This window comes from Proteiniphilum acetatigenes DSM 18083, from assembly GCF_000380985.1.
GTDB classification, from domain to species: Bacteria; Bacteroidota; Bacteroidia; order Bacteroidales; family Dysgonomonadaceae; genus Proteiniphilum; species Proteiniphilum acetatigenes.
The window spans coordinates 284,733-304,711 of record NZ_KB905695.1 but is presented as its reverse complement, the minus strand read 5'-3'; the positions used below and the strand labels follow the sequence as shown (position 1 = coordinate 304,711).

General features: G+C 44.2%; 15 protein-coding genes. 10 read left to right on the top strand and 5 right to left on the bottom strand.

The genetic code is table 11. From position 1 onward, the window contains the following. Positions 1-65: 65 nt before the first annotated feature. Positions 66-2,267: a RelA/SpoT family protein gene (locus F597_RS0107750; RefSeq protein WP_019539161.1), complete on the bottom strand. Its 2,202-nt coding sequence runs from the start codon at positions 2,265-2,267 to the stop codon at positions 66-68. A 123-nt stretch (positions 2,268-2,390) separates the two neighbouring features. Here F597_RS0107750 and F597_RS0107745 point away from each other — a divergent pair, with 123 nt between their 5' ends. Beyond that, a complete protein-coding gene (locus tag F597_RS0107745; protein WP_139224051.1) occupies positions 2,391-4,961 on the top strand; it encodes a beta-mannosidase in 2,571 nt (856 codons plus the stop codon). Positions 4,962-5,068: 107 nt separating this feature from the next. Further along, a complete protein-coding gene (locus F597_RS0107740; protein WP_019539159.1) occupies positions 5,069-6,448 on the top strand; it encodes an MFS transporter in 1,380 nt (459 codons plus the stop codon). A gap of 136 nt (positions 6,449-6,584) precedes the next feature. On the opposite strand, the gene F597_RS0107735 is transcribed toward F597_RS0107740, so the two are convergent. Continuing rightward, complete coding sequence (locus tag F597_RS0107735; RefSeq protein ID WP_019539158.1) at positions 6,585-8,375, bottom strand: MutS-related protein; 1,791 nt, start codon at positions 8,373-8,375, stop codon at positions 6,585-6,587. A 436-nt stretch (positions 8,376-8,811) separates the two neighbouring features. Between F597_RS0107735 and proS the strand changes: the two genes are divergently transcribed. Both proS and menA read left to right on the top strand, forming a co-directional pair. Continuing rightward, on the top strand, positions 8,812-10,293 hold the full coding sequence (gene proS, locus F597_RS0107730) for a proline--tRNA ligase (RefSeq protein ID WP_026327251.1): 1,482 nt from the start codon (positions 8,812-8,814) through the stop codon (positions 10,291-10,293). 51 nt (positions 10,294-10,344) lie between these two features. After that, positions 10,345-11,250, top strand: coding sequence for a 1,4-dihydroxy-2-naphthoate octaprenyltransferase (gene menA / locus F597_RS0107725; RefSeq protein WP_019539156.1), 906 nt, complete (start codon positions 10,345-10,347; stop codon positions 11,248-11,250). A 59-nt stretch (positions 11,251-11,309) separates the two neighbouring features. Here menA and F597_RS0107720 read toward each other — a convergent pair whose 3' ends face one another. Further along, complete coding sequence (locus F597_RS0107720) at positions 11,310-11,969, bottom strand: hypothetical protein (protein ID WP_019539155.1); 660 nt, start codon at positions 11,967-11,969, stop codon at positions 11,310-11,312. Positions 11,970-12,119: 150 nt separating this feature from the next. Here F597_RS0107720 and F597_RS0107715 point away from each other — a divergent pair, with 150 nt between their 5' ends. From F597_RS0107715 to F597_RS0107695, 5 genes are all read left to right on the top strand, one after another. Then, complete coding sequence (locus tag F597_RS0107715; RefSeq protein WP_019539154.1) at positions 12,120-13,658, top strand: helicase HerA-like domain-containing protein; 1,539 nt, start codon at positions 12,120-12,122, stop codon at positions 13,656-13,658. A gap of 226 nt (positions 13,659-13,884) precedes the next feature. Further along, a complete protein-coding gene (locus tag F597_RS0107710; RefSeq protein ID WP_139224050.1) occupies positions 13,885-14,424 on the top strand; it encodes a hypothetical protein in 540 nt (179 codons plus the stop codon). A 4-nt stretch (positions 14,425-14,428) separates the two neighbouring features. Further along, positions 14,429-15,910 carry a DUF5687 family protein gene (locus tag F597_RS0107705; RefSeq protein ID WP_019539152.1) on the top strand — a complete coding sequence of 494 codons (1,482 nt, stop codon included), beginning with the start codon at positions 14,429-14,431 and terminating at the stop codon, positions 15,908-15,910. A 151-nt stretch (positions 15,911-16,061) separates the two neighbouring features. Continuing rightward, positions 16,062-16,757, top strand: coding sequence for an ABC transporter ATP-binding protein (locus tag F597_RS0107700; RefSeq protein WP_026327250.1), 696 nt, complete (start codon positions 16,062-16,064; stop codon positions 16,755-16,757). Between the two features lie 156 nt (positions 16,758-16,913). Next, positions 16,914-17,828 carry a DUF368 domain-containing protein gene (locus F597_RS0107695; RefSeq protein WP_019539150.1) on the top strand — a complete coding sequence of 305 codons (915 nt, stop codon included), beginning with the start codon at positions 16,914-16,916 and terminating at the stop codon, positions 17,826-17,828. 7 nt (positions 17,829-17,835) lie between these two features. On the opposite strand, the gene F597_RS0107690 is transcribed toward F597_RS0107695, so the two are convergent. Continuing rightward, complete coding sequence (locus F597_RS0107690; protein ID WP_019539149.1) at positions 17,836-18,246, bottom strand: hypothetical protein; 411 nt, start codon at positions 18,244-18,246, stop codon at positions 17,836-17,838. 322 nt (positions 18,247-18,568) lie between these two features. Between F597_RS0107690 and F597_RS0107685 the strand changes: the two genes are divergently transcribed. Further along, a complete protein-coding gene (locus tag F597_RS0107685) occupies positions 18,569-19,021 on the top strand; it encodes a hypothetical protein (protein WP_019539148.1) in 453 nt (150 codons plus the stop codon). A 123-nt stretch (positions 19,022-19,144) separates the two neighbouring features. On the opposite strand, the gene F597_RS0107680 is transcribed toward F597_RS0107685, so the two are convergent. Further along, a complete protein-coding gene (locus tag F597_RS0107680) occupies positions 19,145-19,972 on the bottom strand; it encodes a transporter substrate-binding domain-containing protein (RefSeq protein WP_026327249.1) in 828 nt (275 codons plus the stop codon). Between the last annotated feature and the right edge of the window lie 7 nt (positions 19,973-19,979).

Here is a 19,979-nt window from a genome sequence, read left to right as displayed (position 1 = left end):
AATCTTTGCCAATTCAAGTAACAGGATAAAAAATAGAAAGATAAATGGATTTACCACGACCACCTTCAATTCAATCTTGAAACGGATTTCACACCTTTCACCGCACGTAGTTTTTTAATTAACTGGTCGAGCATCGAAGTATCTCCCAGCATCACAGCGATATTTCCCTGAAAAAGGCCGTCGTTGGAATCAATGGTGATAGAACGCATCTGTACACCCTCCTCTTTCGAAATGATGGACATCAGGTTGGCCACTATATTCAGTTGATCATTCCCTATCACCCTCAATACAATAGTATAACTGGAAGAGCTTGTCTTACCCGACCAGCGGGCTTTTAATATGCGGTAACCGAACCGGGAGAACAGATCATGGGCATTCGGACAATTCGCACGATGTATCTTTATCCCCTGCGAAGAGACAAAGCCGAAAATATCATCTCCGAAAATAGGATTACAGCATTTTGCCAGTTTATAATCCACACCGGTCAGATTCTGATCGATAATCAACTCATCGGAACCAGTAATTTCAGGTGAAGGCGTCTTTAAAGTAAACTCTTCGGCACTCATCGTAGCATGACTCTCCCGGCCTTCCGACTCCTTACTTTCCAATTCCAGATAGCGGTCGATCACCCAGTTCACATCGATCTTTTCTGAAGCGATATCCACGTAAAACTCGGTGACAGTCTTGTATCTGAGTTTTTTGATGAGTTGCATCAGACGTGGTTCATCCACTTCAATTTTCCGGTTCCTCATCCGCCGCAAAAGCGTTTCCTTTGCGATATCCACCTGCTTGCCGGCCTCCTCCTTCAGTAACTGGCGTATTTTTGTCCGTGCTTTCGAAGTTACTGCAAAGCTCAGCCAGTCCTGCTTGGGTGTTTGATGCGACGAAGTATTGACTGCTACTTGGTCGCCGCTTTTCAGGACATGCCTGATGGGTACATTTTTCCCGTTCACCCTTCCCGACATACAGGTAGCTCCCAGGTTAGAGTGAATGGCGAAAGCGAAATCGAGTACTGTCGCTCCTTTGGGAAGCTTGAACAGATCTCCTTTCGGGGTAAATACAAAAATTTCTTCGTCGTACAGGTCGAGTTTGAAATCGGTCAACTTCTGGCTCAGATTGGTTTCGCTGTCTTCCAGCGACTCCCGCAGCGAACTCAGCCAGTTATCCAGGACCGTCTCCCCCTTTACTCCTTTGTATTTCCAATGTGCTGCCAGCCCGCGTTCGGCGATCTCATCCATCCGTTTCGACCGTATCTGCACTTCTACCCACCTTCCGTCGGGTCCCATCACTGTAATATGAAGCGATTCGTATCCATTGCTTTTGGGAATGGAGAGCCAGTCTTTCAACCGTTTAGGGTTGGGCTGATACATATCGGTAATGATGGAATATACCTGCCAGCATTGGGCTTTCTCCTGTTCTGGCGGTGAATCGAGTATCACGCGGATCGCAAACAGATCATAAATATTTTCAAATTCAATCTTCTGTTTTTTGAGTTTATTCTGGATGGAATAGATCGATTTGGTACGCCCTTTGATATCATATTTCAGCCCTGTTTTATCCAGACGTTCCTTTACCGGCCCGATAAACTCACTGATATAACGGTCACGCGACCGCTTCGTCTCATTCAACTTACGGGCAATAAAATCATACTGCTCCCGGTCGGTATATTTCAGGGAAAGGTCTTCGAGTTCCGACTTGATGGTATAGAGACCCAGTCGGTGTGCAAGAGGTGCATACAAATAAGTGGACTCCACCGCCAGATCTAACTTGTGTGACGGTGCTCTCCCCTTTGCATCGCGCATACGCTGTAGCTGTTGCGCTATCATAATAAATACCACCCGGATATCCTCAGCTATAGAAAGCAGTAACTTGATATAGTTTTCCGACTCTACCGCCGTCCTCTTATCACTGAATTGATTCACTTTTTTCAATCCCCTGAGAATACTCTCCACCTCACTGCCAAATAGCCGCTCGATCTCATCCGGAGAATGATCACCAGCCACAACACTATGAAAAAGTAAGACCGCACATACTGCCGGTTGCTTCAGCCCTATCTCATCAATAATAATGACAGCCGTCCGCATGGCCGACACAAGGTGATATAGCGTCTCGCTGTCAGGCTGCTCTTCCGCTTTTTTAAAGGACCGGCGCAACAACTCTTTCAGTCCCGACACTCTTCGCAGATCCCATTCCTGTCTGAAAAAGGAATAAAGTCTGCCATAGAGTCGTAAAAACTCATTACGGTCTGTAAAAGTATTCTCGCTCATTTTCTCTGATTTGTTGCTTTTTCATTCACAAATTTATAATTTTCTTCCGAATATCAGAGGAGAGGCAGATAAAAGTTCAGGAACAAATGGCTATATTTGTAGGCAAAATTAAATCCGTTTCTTATGCGAAAAAGTCTATCTCTTTTATTTCTTCTTATTCTTGTAATGCCATTTATTTTATCAGCACAGCAGAGTGAAACCCTCCTATTGAACGAAGGCTGGGAATTTTCACAAATGAATAAAGAGCAGTGGTATGCTGCCGAAGTACCGGGATCGGTACAACGTGACTTAGTGCGGCATAATGTACTGCCTGACCCTTTTTATGGTACCAATGAAGAAAAAGTGCAGTGGGTGGAGGATGAAAACTGGGATTTCAGAAAAACCTTCACTGTGACAGTTGACCAGTTACAGTACGACAATGCGCAACTCTTTTTTGAAGGACTGGATACTCATGCCGATGTATTTCTGAATGGTTCACGTATTCTCCGCTCCGAAAATATGTTCATCGGATATAAGGTGCCGGTGAAGCAATTACTGAAAGAGGGAGAAAATCACCTCTATATTCGTTTTTATTCGCCGATACAACTGATGATGCCTGCCAGGACTACCTTTGGTTATGATTACCCGGCGGGGAACGACCACCGGGAAGAAAAGCTAAGCATATATAACCGTAAAGCTCCCTATCATTTCGGATGGGACTGGGGTATACGCATCGTGCAGATGGGTATCTGGAAACCGGTCTCACTTAATTTTTACAACGATGCCCATATAGAAGATTATTATGTAAAGCAGACCTCTGTAACGGAACAGTCAGCTAAGATCGACAATCAGATAGAGATCCATTCCATAGCCAATGAACTGGTACAAGCCATTATCACCATTGAATACGGTTTGCAGGGGAATGTTAATGCCGGTAAGCCGATTTCAAAAAATATCATCTTACAACCGGGTAAAAATCAACTCTCTCTACCCCTGGAAATCAATCAACCCAAAAGATGGATGCCGGTGCATTGGGGAGAACAACATCTCTATGATTTTACGGTAACAGTTATATCGGGCAACCGGGAGATTGCAAAAAAAACTGTCCGGACAGGTTTACGTTCAGTCCGACTGGTACAGGAACCGGATGAACACGGCAAATCATTCTACTTTGAGGTGAATGGTATACCCGTTTTTGCCAAGGGAGCCAACTACATCCCTGGTGAGATCTTCACTACCCAACAGGATGCCGGTTTTTACGAAAAACTGTTTGACAACATCACTGCGGCCAATATGAATTTTGTACGCGTATGGGGAGGTGGTATTTATGAAAACGAGGAATTCTACCGTCAGGCCGACGAAAGGGGTATCTTAGTATGGCAGGACTTTATCTTCGGTTGCGTGCCCTACCCTTCCGACGATACTTTTCTGGCGAATGTGCAGGGAGAGGTGATCTACAATATCAAACGTCTCCGCAACCACGCTTCACTCGCCTTCTGGTGCGGCAACAACGAGATAGAAGAGGGTCTTAATCACTGGGGTTGGCAAAAAGAATATCCGGACGAAGTGATGAAGGCATGGTTCAAAGGTTACGATAAAACATACCGTGAACTGATCCCCGGATTAGTGAACGAATTTGACGGTACACGCGGCTATATCCACGGATCGCCTTATAACTCCAACTGGGGAAATCCCGAGAAATTCGCCGCAAGCGACGCGCACGACTGGGGGTTGTGGTACGGACACCTACCATTTGAAGGAATGGCAGACCGGTTACCCCGCTTCGCCAGCGAATTCGGCTTTCAGTCATTCCCTGAAATGAAAACCATCCGATCTTTCGCTACCGAGGATCAATGGAATCTTGAAAGTGAGGTGATGACGGTACATCAGAAAGCATCGACCGGCAACTCCCTTATCAAAAAATATATGGATATGTATTATCCGGAACCGGGAAATTTCGAGGATTTTGTCTATATCGGTCTGGTGATGCAGGGCAACGGTATGGAGGAGTCGGTAGAAGCGATGCGTCGTGGAAGGCCCTACTGTATGGGAGCGCTTTATTGGCAAATCAACGACGACTGGCCGGTGGTTTCCTGGTCGAGTATCGACTACTACAACAACTGGAAAGCGCAACACTACCGTATGCGGGATGTGTTGGCTCCTCTGGCCCTGGGAGTCGAGTCTAAAGATGGTAAACTGAATTATTATACTATGTCCGATTATCTTCAGGATCATAACAACCTCAGGTTGACCGTGCAGGTGATAGATTTCTCTACAGGAAAAAGGAACGAATTTACCGAGCGTGTCAATGCCAAAGCCAACGACAGCCGGATCGTTAAAACATTCAATATCTCCGAACTGGTAAGTGAAGCAGAAAAGACGCATACCATGATACATACTTTCCTGAGTGACAGTAAAGGGAATGTGATCTCTTCCAAAGATCATTTCTTCTACTGGCCCAACAAACTGGAATTGCCGGAAACAGAAGTGAAAACCAATGTGCAATACCGCGACGGAGAATACAGGGTAACCCTTTCAAGCAAAAAACTGGCGAAAGACGTCTTTGTGGAAATACCCATCCAGGGTGCCCGCTTCAGCGATAACTTCATCGATCTGCTACCGGGAGAGAAAAGAACCATCACCATCACTTCTCCCGAACTGAAAGCGGCTGACAAAACCCCTATTACGGTGAAACATGTCAGGGAAACTTACTAATGTGGAAAAGTGGGAAGGTGGGAAGGTGGAAATAATATGTGCTGCATGTAAAAGAAGTAATTAGTAATTAGTAATTGGTAATCAGCTAATTGGTAATCAGAAACGCAATGGGGAAAAAAGAAGACTTTTCGATATTATTGGTAGTAGCGGTAACCTCCTTTATGGGTACCTTTCTGGTGTCGGCGGTTAATATCGCCCTGCCCACCATTGAAAGGGATCTGGCGCTCAATGCCATCGAGCTGAGCTGGGTCATCACCGCTTTTATACTGGCCATGGCGCTCTTCATGCTTCCGGCAGGAAGCTGGGGCGACAGGAGCGACAACCGGCAATTATTCAAACTGGGGTTGATATTGTTCACCGTCTCCTCAGCCATCTGTTATGTGGCCCCCGACGGGTATTGGTTAGTTGCTGCACGCTTTCTGCAGGGTATCGGTGCTGCTTTTACCGGTACCACAGGCCAGGCTATCTTAGTATCGTCGTTCCCGGCTGAACGACGGGGACAGGTACTCGGCATCTCAGTGGCTTCCGTCTATGGCGGACTGGCGCTGGGACCCATTATCGGTGGGGTCATCACTCTTCATATCGGCTGGCGTTCCCTTTTCCTGATTGCCGCTATCTTCGGCCTGCTCACCATCCTTATCTCATATCTTTTTCTGAAGAGTGATGATAGCAAACACGCATCTGTAAAAGGCGGAGACAAAACAGGCACCTTCCTTTTTATGGTGGGACTCGCCGCATTGGTCTACGGCTCCTCACTGATTCCTTCTGCTGTGGGCTGGGGAATGATGACCGGGGCAGTAATCCTGATTTTCCTTTTCTGGAGATATGAAAGCCGGGCAGAACATCCGATGCTCGATACGCAGCTCTTTTCTCATAACCGCCTTTTCACCTACTCCAGCCTGTCGGCACTTATCAATTATACCGCCACCTTTGCTATCGTCTTTTTCCTCAGCCTCTATCTGCAAAAAGTACAGGGACTCTCGCCACGCGATGCGGGCGCGGTAATCGTGGCGCAACCGGCTATGATGGCCCTCTTCTCTCCCATCGTGGGGAAACTATCCGACAAGATACAGCCGCGCTACTTTGCCACCACCGGTATGGCCATGTGTACAACCGGATTAGGCATGCTGGCTTTCCTCGGTCCCACAACAGCCATCTGGATCATTGTCGCTATCCTTATATGGGTGGGAGTCGGTTTTGCCCTTTTCTCCTCTCCCAATATGAATACCATTATGAGTTCAGTAGAGAGACGGCAATATGGACAAGCCTCGGGACTCGCCTCTTCCATGCGGGTATTCGGACAGATCATCAGCATGAGTATTGTCACCCTGATCTTCTCCCTGCTGTTCGGTAACCAGTCGATAGAGGAAGTACCCAATTCTGTTTTTTTACAGGCCATGCGATGGGGATTTATCATCTTCACCCTGATCGGCGTACCGGGTATCTACTTCTCATTCAACCGGGGGAATTTGAAAAGAAAAGAATAAAAGGCTCAACTTTCTCATGTGAAACTGGAATGTATGCAACTAAAGCGAAGACCTTTAGATTTTTTGCGGGGTATCCATAGCTCGCAATAAACGTTAAAAGAGTAGCTGTCTGATCACGAAACTTGAATAAAAGTTATCACAGTTCTTCCGATAATATTTTTTGTAAAAGATAAGTAGCATTGAGATTTCTGGAAACACCTCTCTGTATTTTATAACTATACTGCTCTTCTTCGGAAAGAGATATCTCGAAACAATAATTTAGAAACAAGTCCGGCAATTCATTCTCCAATTTTGCCAGTTCCAGATCGTGGGTAGCGATAATCCCCGTTACCGGTAATTCCGTCATTTTTTTCAGGAATAATATCGAACCGTCGAGTTTATCTTTGGAATTAGTCCCCTTTAACAGTTCATCCAGGATAATTAAAGTATGGTGGTGAGCACGGCAATACCTTATCAGCTCCCTCATCCTTTCTAACTCTGCCTTGAAATAAGAAGTACCCGATGAGAGATCATCTGTGTTGCGCATACTGCTGAATAAATTGAAAAGTGTGAAACTGAACTTCGAGGCACACACATTCATACCACTGACCGCCAATATATAATTGGCTCCCACCGTACGCAGGAAGGTGCTTTTCCCGGCCATATTGGCACCGGTAATAATCAGAAACTGTTTTTTGATGATTATTATGTCATTGTCTACCCGTTTTTCTTTGGATATAAACGGATGCCCCAGCTCGGATGCATCAATAAGAAGATCTGTACGTTCTGTGATTTCCGGCTGAATGAATTCAGGCAGATTAAACATATAGGTAGCCTGCGACACCCTTGCTTCCATTTCAGCCAATGCACTGATCCAGGATTGGATATGATGCAGATAATTGTTTTTCCACCGGTAGAATTGCCGCAACAGGAACAGATCTCTCAGAAAAAAGCCGTTGAGCAACACAAGGATATAAGCATTATGGCGCTGGTCAAATTTCTTCAACAGGGTGGAAAGCTCCTTCAACGCTTCACGAGAGTTGTAGGTGCCGAACAACTTCTCTTTTAGAGTTCTGTTCTCAGCAGCGTCAAAAGTTTCCTGATGTACAATATGCAACAAATCAGCATGTATCCGGGTATTTTTATGTAGAAAACCTATGTCGGCACCGACTTTGTTCAGCACCTTACTAAAGATCATCGGCAAGAAAAGCTGAATCATAAACAAGGTGACAGATATCGACCAGGGCAGGTATCCCAGCCATGCCAATATTACCGATGCCAGAGTAATAGTGATAGAGATATAAAGAAGAACTAACCCTGTTTTTGAGGTCAGTAGGGCATTGCTACCTTTGTGGGCGCTTATCAGTCTGTAGTTATTTTTCTCTTCATCGAAACCTTTGCAGATAGCCATAAACTGATGCCTGAAATCATCTTTCTGCGTCAATTCCGAAAGCGACTCCTGCCTTGCCACAATCTCTTCTTCGCTTTTCGGAATTGAACTCAGTTTCTCAGCCAGAATAGAACCGGCCTCATGCGTCACTGTCCTGTTGATCATATGATAAATGGAGTTCTCACCGAAAATATCCAGGTCATAAGAATAGGCATGCTTTTTATTAATAAATCGTTCTCCGTTATCAAAAGGGCTGTAATCTCCATTCAGAAAACTGATTTCATTCGTGTACACACGCTGTAAAGCCATATAATAAGCCCTCTTTTGCAGATAGTACTCATCCCACTTGTACAACAACGAGAAAACTGCAAGCGAGAGTGCAGCGAAGATAAAACAGATTGTCCTGTCCCATCCCCATTGATAGGTAGCAATCACAAGGAAAACACCTGTGAGGAAGAACAGTAGTTTCAGAAAGGGGAATATCCTTAACCGGGATTTTACCTTATTCAATGCTATACTATTCTCCTCTATTTTCTTTTTATAATAATCCTTGTTCATTTCTTCAATCGATAAATCAGTGTTTGTAACTAAAGTCGAGACCTATAGATATTTTGCAGGATACCCATAGCTCAGAAATAGCATTTGAATTAAAAAGTCCGCCGCCAAAGATACAATTTTTTTGAGGTTTCCATCCTCCCTCATTTCACCTTAGCACATTAATTATTATCTTTGCATCCGCAAACAAAATATTGGAACGTTTTCGTTAAGCTAAATGAGCAAAGTCAAACTTGTTTGAATTTTGGTGAGGTGCGGAGGAAGAAGACGAAGTCAAAATTACTTTGGTTTTGCCATAGCGAGAATTGAAAATCGAGGAGCGAAGGCGACTCAAAACGACTAATGAAATTGAACTATTTCGTTAAGCCAATACATAGTCAAAACAAGTTCTGACTATGTTGAGCGAAGAAATAGTCTAATGAAATTGAATTATAACAAGATGGCTAAAGAATTGAAGGAGCTTACGCCCCGCAGTAAAGATTACTCCCAGTGGTATCTCGATTTAGTGATTAAAGCCGAACTGGCAGAAAACTCCGCCGTGCGCGGTTGTATGGTGATCAAACCGTATGGTTATGCGATATGGGAGAAGATGCAGCGTCAATTAGACGATATGTTCAAGGAAACAGGACACATGAATGCCTATTTCCCGTTGTTCATCCCCAAATCTTTTCTTAGCCGTGAAGCCGATCATGTGGAAGGGTTTGCCAAAGAGTGCGCTGTAGTAACGCACTACCGCCTTAAAAATGCACCCGACGGCAGTGGCGTAGTGGTCGACCCGGAAGCCAAACTCGAAGAAGAACTGATTGTACGTCCCACTTCGGAAACCATTATCTGGAGTACCTACAAGAACTGGATACAATCCTATCGCGACCTACCTATTCTTATCAACCAGTGGGCCAACGTGGTGCGGTGGGAGATGCGTACACGCCTTTTCCTCCGTACAGCTGAATTCCTATGGCAGGAAGGGCATACAGCCCATGCCACAAAAGAGGAAGCCATCGCTGAGGCACAACAGATGATTAATGTCTATGCAGACTTTGCAGAAAAATATATGGCCATGCCGGTAGTGAAAGGATTGAAATCGGAATCCGAACGGTTCGCCGGTGCTATCGACACTTACACTATCGAGGCATTGATGCAGGACGGTAAAGCGTTACAATCAGGTACTTCCCACTTCCTGGGACAGAATTTCGCCAAGGCGTTCGACGTGCAATTCACTGACCAGAGCGGGAAACGCGACTATGTATGGGCCACCTCATGGGGTGTTTCTACCCGGTTAATGGGGGCCTTGATTATGTCGCATTCCGACGACAACGGACTGGTACTTCCCCCAAAACTGGCCCCTTATCAGGTGGTGATCGTTCCTATATATAAGAATAGTGAACAGCTACAACAGATCAATGAAAAGGTAGCCGGTATCGTAGATCGCCTGAAAGCCCTCGGGATCAGCGTGAAATACGATAATGCCGACAACAAGAAACCGGGATGGAAATTCTCGGAATATGAACTCAAAGGGGTTCCGGTACGTCTCGCCATGGGTGGGCGCGACTTAGAGAACAACACCATCGAGGTAGCCCGCCGCGACACTCTCACCAAAGAGACGCTGCCCTGTGACAATATTGAAAACCACATCAAGTCTCTGCTGGATGAAATGCAGGAAAATATCTACAAGAAAGCGGCTGATTTCCGCACTTCGCAAATCCGCGAAGTGAATTCCTACGAGGAATTCAAAGTGGAGATAGAGAAAGGCGGATTCCTGCTCTGCCACTGGGATGGGACTCCCGAAACGGAAGAGCGCATAAAGGAGGAAACCAAGGCGACCATCCGCTGTATCCCACTCGATGGAGACAAAACACCCGGTCAATGCATGGTAACGGGCAAACCGTCGGCACAACGGGTACTCTTTGCACGGGCATACTAAAAACTGAAAATTCATTTTTAACTACGTTGATTTTCACTATTCACTATCAACATGGCAACAGTAAAAGACTGGATTTCCGCCTTTCGCCTGCGGACACTTTTCCTGGCTGTGGCCACTGTCGTCCTGGGAAGCGGGCTGGCCTTGCACGAAGGGAGTTTCAGTATGACGACCTTCATGCTCACTCTCCTGCTGGCTGTCTCCATTCAGATACTGGCCAATCTGGCCAACGATCTGGGTGATTTTCAGAAAGGGACCGATACTACCGGCCGCAGGAAAGGACCTACACGCACCTTGCAGAGTGGAAAGATCTCACCCCGGGAAATGAAAGGGGCTATTGCCGTATTCTCCGCTATCTGCATCATTACCGGACTTTCTTTAATCCTAAATATTATTGCCTATATTCCCCGGTCTTCTGCAGCCATACTGATCAGCTTGGGAGGATTAAGTATTCTTGCCGCACTCTTTTATACGCTGGGAAAGCATGCCTACGGCTATAAAGGTTGGGGTGATCTACTGGCTTTTATCTTCTTTGGCCCCGTACCGGTGATAGGCACCTATTTTCTCCATACTCACGTGTTCAGTTTTGAACCTGTCATGCCTGCCATCGGGATTGGACTTATCAGTACCATGATATTAAATATCAACAACATGAGGGATATAGAAAATGACAGAGCCTCAGGGAAAGTCACCATCGCTGTAAAATTGGGGATTAGCAGGGCAAAAGCATATCATGGGGGATTGACCCTCGCCTCATTTTTCTTTTTTCTCGGATACAGTAATCTATACGAACCGGCACCCTGGTACCGCTATCTTTACCTGCTCGTTTTTCTCTTTTTGTTCAGGATAATGGATGGTGTTCGGCGGAAAAACGGCCATGCGCTCGATCCCTATCTCAGACTTACATCGCTATCGGGATTTCTGCTATCATTGCTGTTTTCGGTATGTATCAATATCTAAAGCAGACGGGGAACGGTATAGGGGGGGGGGGAACGGCATAAGGGATAAATTATTGTGAATTAATTTGTCTCCATGTAATGGATCAGACCGATAATCGATTCCGAATCCTTAAAATCAACCTTATTCTCCTTGAGATATTTGTTATAAAGCGCTTTCTGCTTGTTGTAAAATCTTTTTATCTGCCCCATCGACGAGAAACTATTCCACCCGGCCCCATTATCGAGCCAATAAACAAAAGAAGTATTCACTTTGAAATCATCAGGCAGTTCCAATTGATAAACTCTGCCGGACTCGCTCCAACTTGAATATGAAGTGACCGAGGATGTTTCTGAAGTTCCTCCGTAGGCAGCCGGCTTACCGGGAGGAATTATCCGGCATTTATACTGTATAAGCAGTTTATATCCATTTTGATTTATGACTTCTACGAATTTTTTATTGTCGAGTAGAACGAACTTACGGTCTTGTATAAAAACAGTATCCAATTGATTCAATGTGATTTCTGCAAAAGCTAATTTTTGCCCGTTCTGATCAAAGATCATTTCTTCGGTAGCAGCATTATAATTGAGCAGGGCCTGATTCTTCGTACCGTTTTTCATCAACACGGTACCATTCATAAACTCGGGAAATATGTAATGATATATTGCTTTTCCCTGCTGCTGGGCATCCAAAGAAAAACAGACCAATATCAGAGAAAAAAGTAAAATATGTCTATAGTTCATGGGTATATTACTTTTAATCTGTTATAAATGATATAAAGGTATATGATATTTTTTGCAACACAAAAAATTTAACTCAATATCATAATTCAGTTTTCCATTTCAATTATTTCGTTAACTTTGCGCAACTTACAAATTTAATAATCGTTTAATATGTTCGATAACAGCAAACGCGCTTTTATAGCCATTAACGATAGTGCGGAAGTATGCCTTGTACCCAGGATGGCAAACCGCCATGGCCTTATTACCGGCGCGACCGGTACCGGAAAGACAGTCACCCTGCAAACATTGTCCGAAACATTCAGTGATATGGGAGTGCCCGTGTTTGCTGCCGATATGAAAGGCGATTTGTCCGGAGTGGCAAAGACAGGAGGTAACAAGGAGAGTGTTGCAAAACGGGTTGATCAATATAACCTGCCTGAAAAAGGATTCGAATACAAGCCGTTTCCTGTACGATTTTGGGACGTATTCGGCGAACAAGGGCATCCGGTACGCACTACCGTCACCTCCATGGGGCCGCTGCTGTTGGAACGTTTGCTGGATCTGAACGAAACACAGGGAGCCATTCTCTCCATGGCCTTCCGGATTGCCGACGATAATGACCTGCTGCTGATCGACCTCAAAGACTTGCAGAAGATGTTGCAATATGTGGGCGATAACCGGACGCAGTTTACCACCCGGTACGGCAACATTTCCCCGGCAAGTATCGGCGCTATTCAACGGGGATTGATCCGGCTCGAAAACGAAGGAGCCGATAAATTCTTCGGCGAACCGGATCTGGAGATCACCGATTTTATCCAAACCGAACAAGGAAAAGGGGTAATTAATATCCTCGCTGCCGACAAGTTGATGAGATCACCACGGGTATATACCACTTTCCTGTTGTGGTTACTCGACGACTTATATGAAACACTTCCCGAGGTGGGTGACCTGGAAAAGCCCAAACTGGTCTTTTTCTTCGATGAAGCACACCTGCTGTTCAATGATATGCCTGCCTCACTACTCGAAAAAGTAGAGCAGATCGTCCGCCTGATCCGTTCCAAAGGCGTGGGTATTTATTTCTGTACCCAAAATCCGGCAGATATTCCTCAAAGTATCCTTGGCCAGCTCGGGAACCGTGTACAGCATGCGTTGCGCGCCTACACGCCAAACGACCAGAAAGCAGTAAGAGTCGCAGCCAATACCTTCCGTGCCAATCCCGCATTCGATACCGGTGATGCTATTACTCAGCTCAACACAGGGGAGGCGCTCGTCTCGTTTCTTGACGAAAAAGGGGCTCCGCAAATGGTTGAGCGTGCCAATATACTCCCGCCGCAGGGACAGATAGGGCCAATAACGGTTGGTGAAAGAGATCAACTGATACGCAGCTCTCTGATTTACGGAGTATACGAAAAACTGATCGACCGGGAATCGGCCTTTGAAATATTGTCAAAAAAACAGGAGTTACTTGAAGAAGAACGACGTCTCGCCGCAGAGGAAAAAGAGCGTATCCGTCAGCTGAAAGAAGCACAGAAGGCTGCACTCGAAGAAGAGAGAGCAAAGCGTGCAGCAGCACGGCAACGGAAGGCCGATCAGGGTTTTCTGGGTGATATCCTCACCCAGGTAGGAAAAAGCACACAACGACAAATCAGTAATGAACTGGGAAGAACCATCACCCGCAGTATTTTCGGGGCGTTTTTCGGAAAAAAATAAGAGACTATTTGAATTTGTTTCGCCATTCAAAAAAGAATTATTTACGGGAAAAATCTTTCTTGTTTTGGCGATCATAGCAGGTATTTGAGCCAAATAAGAGGAAGAAATATGCAAAAAGGAACTTTTGAAAGCGAACATTTTCTATTTACTTCTTTCGTAAGAAATTTAAATAGTTTCTAAACAATTTCTAAATATTTCGACATACTGATATAATCAAACAATAAGTATGGAAACAATAAAGCTCGACTCCCCCTTTAATATGGAAACTTTTATACACTCCAATCGGGTTTTCTGGCATTATATCTGGAACAAAAGGAAAAAACAGCTAATACGCTGGCTGGGGATGTCTGTTATTTTCGTAGGACTCGGAATATTCGTCGGAGTTCGTGACGAGATGCGAAATCCCTATATTTTTATAGGTATTTGCCTCTTTTGTCTGGTGATATTAAGTACGATAGAAATGTTTTTTTCCTGGAGAAAACAAAATAAAAGAATACAAGAGATGGCCGACGAATACAAAAAAGCAGATTCCGAATACATTATTGAAATATCGGAAGAGTCTGTTAATATACGTGATTTTCAGTCCGGTATAACCCTCAAATGGTCTGCATTCAAATACTATACAATATATAAAGAACATATCATCTTAATTCCCAAAAATTATATTGCAGGAGGATTAATCATAAATAAAGAGAATGACGGCCCTGAGAAATACCATCAAACGCTCGAATTATTGGAGCATAAACTAAAATATATAGCACCTTAAGACAATGTACACAACTCTTTTCAAGCACTACTGGTTAAAAAGCATCCGGTCACCCGGATATTACAAAAACCTGATAGTCAACATCTTTATGGGACTCACAGTGCTTTACTTTGTAGTAATCCTTGTGATGATGGGATTTATGTTTCCCAAGCTGCTGGAAGAAATTGCTCCTCAGCAAGATGCCGCTGCAACATTCAGCAGCATAATGATATATGCTGTGATAGCCCTGCTTATGGCCCGTTATCTGATGCAGCCGCTAAGTACTTTGAACATAGAAAATTACCAGGTATTACCCATCAAAAGGGAGACTCTGGTCAACTATCTCCTGTTGAAACCATTGCTCAATCCGCTGAATTATATCACGTTATGTTTTGCTATCCCTTTTGCCATTACCGGAATATATCCGGCTTACGGGACAGGCGGCGCTTTCAGGTTTCTGTTTATTGTAATCTTCCTGGTCTGGTTCAACACCCTGCTCGCTCCCCTGTTGAAACGAAAATTCAACAATATCCTCGTGGGAACAATTGTATTTCTGATGATAGGTGCTATACTGGCAGGGTTGGAATATTTCAAAATTTTCTCCCTGTTTCAATTATCACAGCATCTTTTTGGTTTTCTCTTTGGTAATTCTTTTGTATGGATTTTTGTACTATTGCTCAGCTTATTGGCATTTTTTCTTAATAAGCGCTATTTTGCAAAAAACTATTATCCCGAAAATTTCGACAGAAAAATAAAAAAGAAAGAAGCCGAATCCAGAAGATTCACTTTTATGGAACGGTTCGGGAAGATCGGAGAAATCATTTCACTGGAAATAAGACTGGTGCTTCGTCACAAACGGACGAAAAAAACGCTCTATACGGCAATCTTCTTTCTGTTGTACGGACTCATATTTTACCCAAGCGAGGTATACAATAACAGTCCCGGATGGATGCTGTTTGTCGCTATTTTTGTTACCGGGGTAGGAATGCTGATGTTCGGACAATGGATCATCAACTGGGACGGCGCCCATTTCGATTTCCTGATGACAAGGGATATAGACACGCATACCTATATCAGGGCCAATTATTATCTGATGCTGGCATTATGCATCGCTTCATTTATTGCCACCACTCCCTATTTCTTCTTTGGAAGAGAGATTATTATTTATCATCTGGTGGCACTGGTGTACAACATAGGAGTGAATATCTATGTCTATCTTTTTGGAGCTACTTTCAATACTAAACGATTGGAACTTTCCAGAGGTTCTTCAATGAATATGCAGGGGGTAAGCTACAAAAACTTTATAGTAATGATTCCCCTGGTTATCATTCCCATCGCACTGGTTATCCTGTTCGACCTGTTCTCGGCAGCCCATATAGCATTGATTATTATCGCCCTGATGGGTTTCGCAGGTATCCTTTTCCGCGAAACACTCCTGAAAGTAATAGAGCAGCAGTTTCTGAGAAGGAAGTACGCCCTTTGCACCGGATTCAGGAAAAAGGAATAAACCCCGACATTTTCCGTCCCGTTTAAATGATTTCAACAAAAGATAAAGAAACCAATAAAGTACAAGATATATGCAAGATTATGAAAACAGATCGATAGATCTCTCCGACGCACCGCCGCCTATACCACAATCTGTAAATGAGATTAAGGAAATTATCACAGCGACAAACCTGAAGAAGATATATCAAGGCGTCACTGTGCTTGACATTCCATTCATGGGGATTGGCAATGGGGAAAGTTTCGGGCTGGTAGGAAATAACGGTGCAGGAAAAACCACCTTTTTTCGGCTGATCCTCGACCTGATCGAAGCTTCTTCAGGCGAGGTGAAAGTCGATAGTGAGAAAGTAGCCCGCCGCGACGAATGGAAATCAAAAGTGGGATCGTTTCTCGATGAGAGTTTCCTGATCGACTTCCTCACCCCCGAAGAGTATTTTACCTTCACGGGGAAAGTATATAATAAATCGGAAGGTGATATAGCCCTGTTCCTGGAAACGATGAAAGAGTTCTTTAACGGGGAGATACTGGGTTCCGGGAAACTGATCCGTGATCTCTCGAAAGGAAACCAGAAGAAAACGGGTATCGCTGCGGCACTCATCAGTGACCCGCAGATATTGATCCTGGACGAACCGTTTACGGCACTCGATCCCTCTTCCCAAATCCGGCTGAGGCGGATGCTCAATGAATTAAAAATCACAAAAAAAATGACAATGCTGATTTCAAGCCACGATCTCAACCATGTAACGGAAGTATGCGACCGTATTGTGGTACTTGAAAAAGGGAATGTTGTGAGAGATATCCGGACAAGCGAAAATACGTTGAAAGAACTGGAATCCTATTTTTCAGTTTGAGCGTGATCTATTCGGCATCTTAAGGTGCTCAAAACATATAAATATTATATCTTTGCAATTATTTCATGTAACGAGTAAGCAGGAGGCAAATAATTTACTTTCTACTGTGGCGTGAAAATGACTTAAAGAAAAAAACCATACATATAACAGGGAATAATGAAGGAACAAGAGACCGGGATTGTAAGAGAACCAAAGCAGATTAACCCCGTAGCAGACTGGTTTATCCGTCTTCTGAAAGGAGCCCTCGTAGGGATCGGATTTATCCTTCCCGGACTATCGGGTGGAGTATTAGCTGTTATCTTCGGCATCTATGATCCGCTGATCCGGTTTCTTGCCAATATCCGGCGAAAATTTCTGAAAAATGCACTTTACTTCCTTCCTGTGGCAATCGGCGCCGCTATCGGTATCGTTCTCTTTGCCGTAGTGGTAGAAAAGGCTTTCGGCAAATATGCCGCGCTGTTTGTCTCTCTTTTCGTGGGATTTGTGGCAGGAACTTTTCCTTCTCTCTATAAAACAGCCGGGAAACAGGGAAGAAAATCGTCAGATATTGGTATTCTTATTGTTACCACGATCGCCATTTTTGCGCTGATGTTAGTCGGCGGGCAACAACTTACCGAAGTAACACCCAACCTCATGGTATGGCTCGGATCAGGGTTACTGATGGGGCTGGGACTGATTGTCCCGGGGATGAGCCCTTCCAATTTCCTTATCTATTTCGGCCTTTACGACAAGATGGCTATCGGTATTAAAGATTTTGATTTTGGTGTCATTATTCCGCTGATTATCGGGTTTATTGTCTGTGTACTGCTCTTTGCCAAACTGGCTTCCTGGCTTTTTCGGAAATATTACTCCGGCATGTACCACTTCATTCTGGGAATGGTGGTCGGCTCTTCACTGGCCATTTTCCCTACAGTAGTTTTCCCGGCATTCACTGCTGAACAACTTGCCGTGGCCGGGTTAAGTTTTTGGGGAGCGTTGCTCATGAGCCTTTTGCTTTTCATAGTAGGTACCGTCGCCTCCTGGCTTTTCAGTAAAGTGGAAGAGAAATATCCGCGGGAAGAAATGTTTTAGGCAAGCTTTACTCCTCTCCAGCGATCCTGATCCTCGGGTTTCTCTCTTTCAGTTCAGCTATCAGGCTATCTATATCCGCCTCATTGACTCTCAGCACTTCAAAACCACGTACCTTGTCAATGCGTAGTTGGTTCTTTTTCATTTTTTGCAATCCTATTATATCACCAATAGCTATTCTTCTGTTTTTTGAAAACAATTTCAGTACAAAACGGATCTCCAGAAAATTCAGTTCAGTAACAGCATACTCCTTTATCGTGGTCGACAGAATAAAAACAATGGCAAAAGCAAAGTAAATAAAATCCATCCAGATTCTCTCACCATGTCTGAACCTGTAAATAACTACACCTAACAGGAAGAGTGAAACAATTCCCCAGAAAAGATTCCCAAGTCCGTTATCTGCTTTATATTTTTTTTCCACAACCGTTGAATTAAAGTTATATTACTCCGAAAATACATTAGTTTGTTTCTGTATTCAATACTTTACAAATATATTCTTCAAATATACACTTATTTCTGAAAAATGGGTTAAAAAATGAAAATAATCGGAGAATAGATCAACAGGTTGTTTTTGTCGACGAAACCGGCTTTTCAATAGACAAATCGCCTAATCTCATCTATATAACACTGAATATATGACATTTAAATAGCAAAAAAGAATATTTTCCCTTTAAACTTTTGCTTACCTTCGGAGGTCATAAGAGCAGATCATATTTTTATTCACTTTTTAAAATGTATGTATTATGAAGAAGATTGTATTCATGGCGCTGGTTGCCATATTCACCTTGAGTTTTACCCTTGAGGCTCAGGATAACACAAGAAATAGAAGGGACAACAGGCAGGATACCCGTAGCGGTATGAGATGGACAGCGAAGGAACGTGCCGACAATATGGAAAAGCAATTGGGACTGACTGCTGACGAGAAAGCGAAAGTGCAGGCTTTATTTGAACAACAGGATGCCAAACGGGCTGAGCAGGTTGCTGAACAGAGAGCAAAGAGAGATGAGCAGATGCAGGATCGCACCAAACGTCGCGAAGAGATGCAGGCATTACGTGAAAAAGAGGTGGCCGAAAACGATGCCGAACTGGAAGCTATTATCGGAAAGGAAAAGATGGAGCAGTGGAAGCAATATCGTGCCGACCGCCAGAAAGAGATGCGTAGTTCAAACCGCGAAGGAAGACGGGGGCCTCGTTGAAGTTGAATGATAACCTTCACAAGAGGAATCTGACAACTGGCATATGAGCCTTCATTGAATCGATTGAATAACTACGGGTAAAATTGAAAAGCCGCCTTATACAATGGGGCGGCTTTTTTGGGGTTAGTAATATTTCCGGTATATCTGCCTGAATGTTGCTGTTGCTTTAAACCGGTCGAGCCAACGGTTAAGGCTGTCCAGCAGTACGGGAGAATCTTTTCGTAGTGCCCATGATTCCAATTGCGTGAAACTGATATCAGTCTCAATATCTATCTCCGGCAGGACCTTGGCCAGACGCATGGCCATTTTCTCATCGCATACTGTAAAGTCTATATCGCCCGACGCTACCATTATCACCAACTGTTCCGTTTCATAGGTAGTATCTTCCACAATAAAAATAGTATCTCCTATCTCATGGGAAAGATTCTTGAGTCGTAGGATAGCAGGTGACTCCCCTGCTACATGAATGGTTTTTCCGGCCAGGTCAAGATGTTGGCGAATCGGTTCCAAACTGTCGTTATACTCCTGCTTCCGTTGTACCAGCACCTGCTTGTTCAGCGTGATAGGATTGGTAAAGGCAAAGGTGTCTTTCAATTGTATATTGACCGGGATATTACGGGCGACCAAGTCGTAGCGCATTGTCTGCAGCCCTTCCAGATTCTCATCAAGACTGTTCTCTAGAAAGAGATTCACTTTTATCCCCCATTCTTTCTCAAGTGCCAGAATCATCTCCCGTTGAAAACCCTGTAACGAATCTCCTGAAACATACAATCCGATACTATTGTAGTCTGTCACTACATTCAATTCACCAGATGCTATTATCTCATTATAATCGCGCGGAGCCGAAAGAATGTTCCGGGAGGTTTTCATACCCGTCCTGAGCAGTATCATCACCACTACAGCGGCTACCAGCAAGAGAAGATAGAGATGTAAACGTTTTCGGGACTGCAAACTGTAA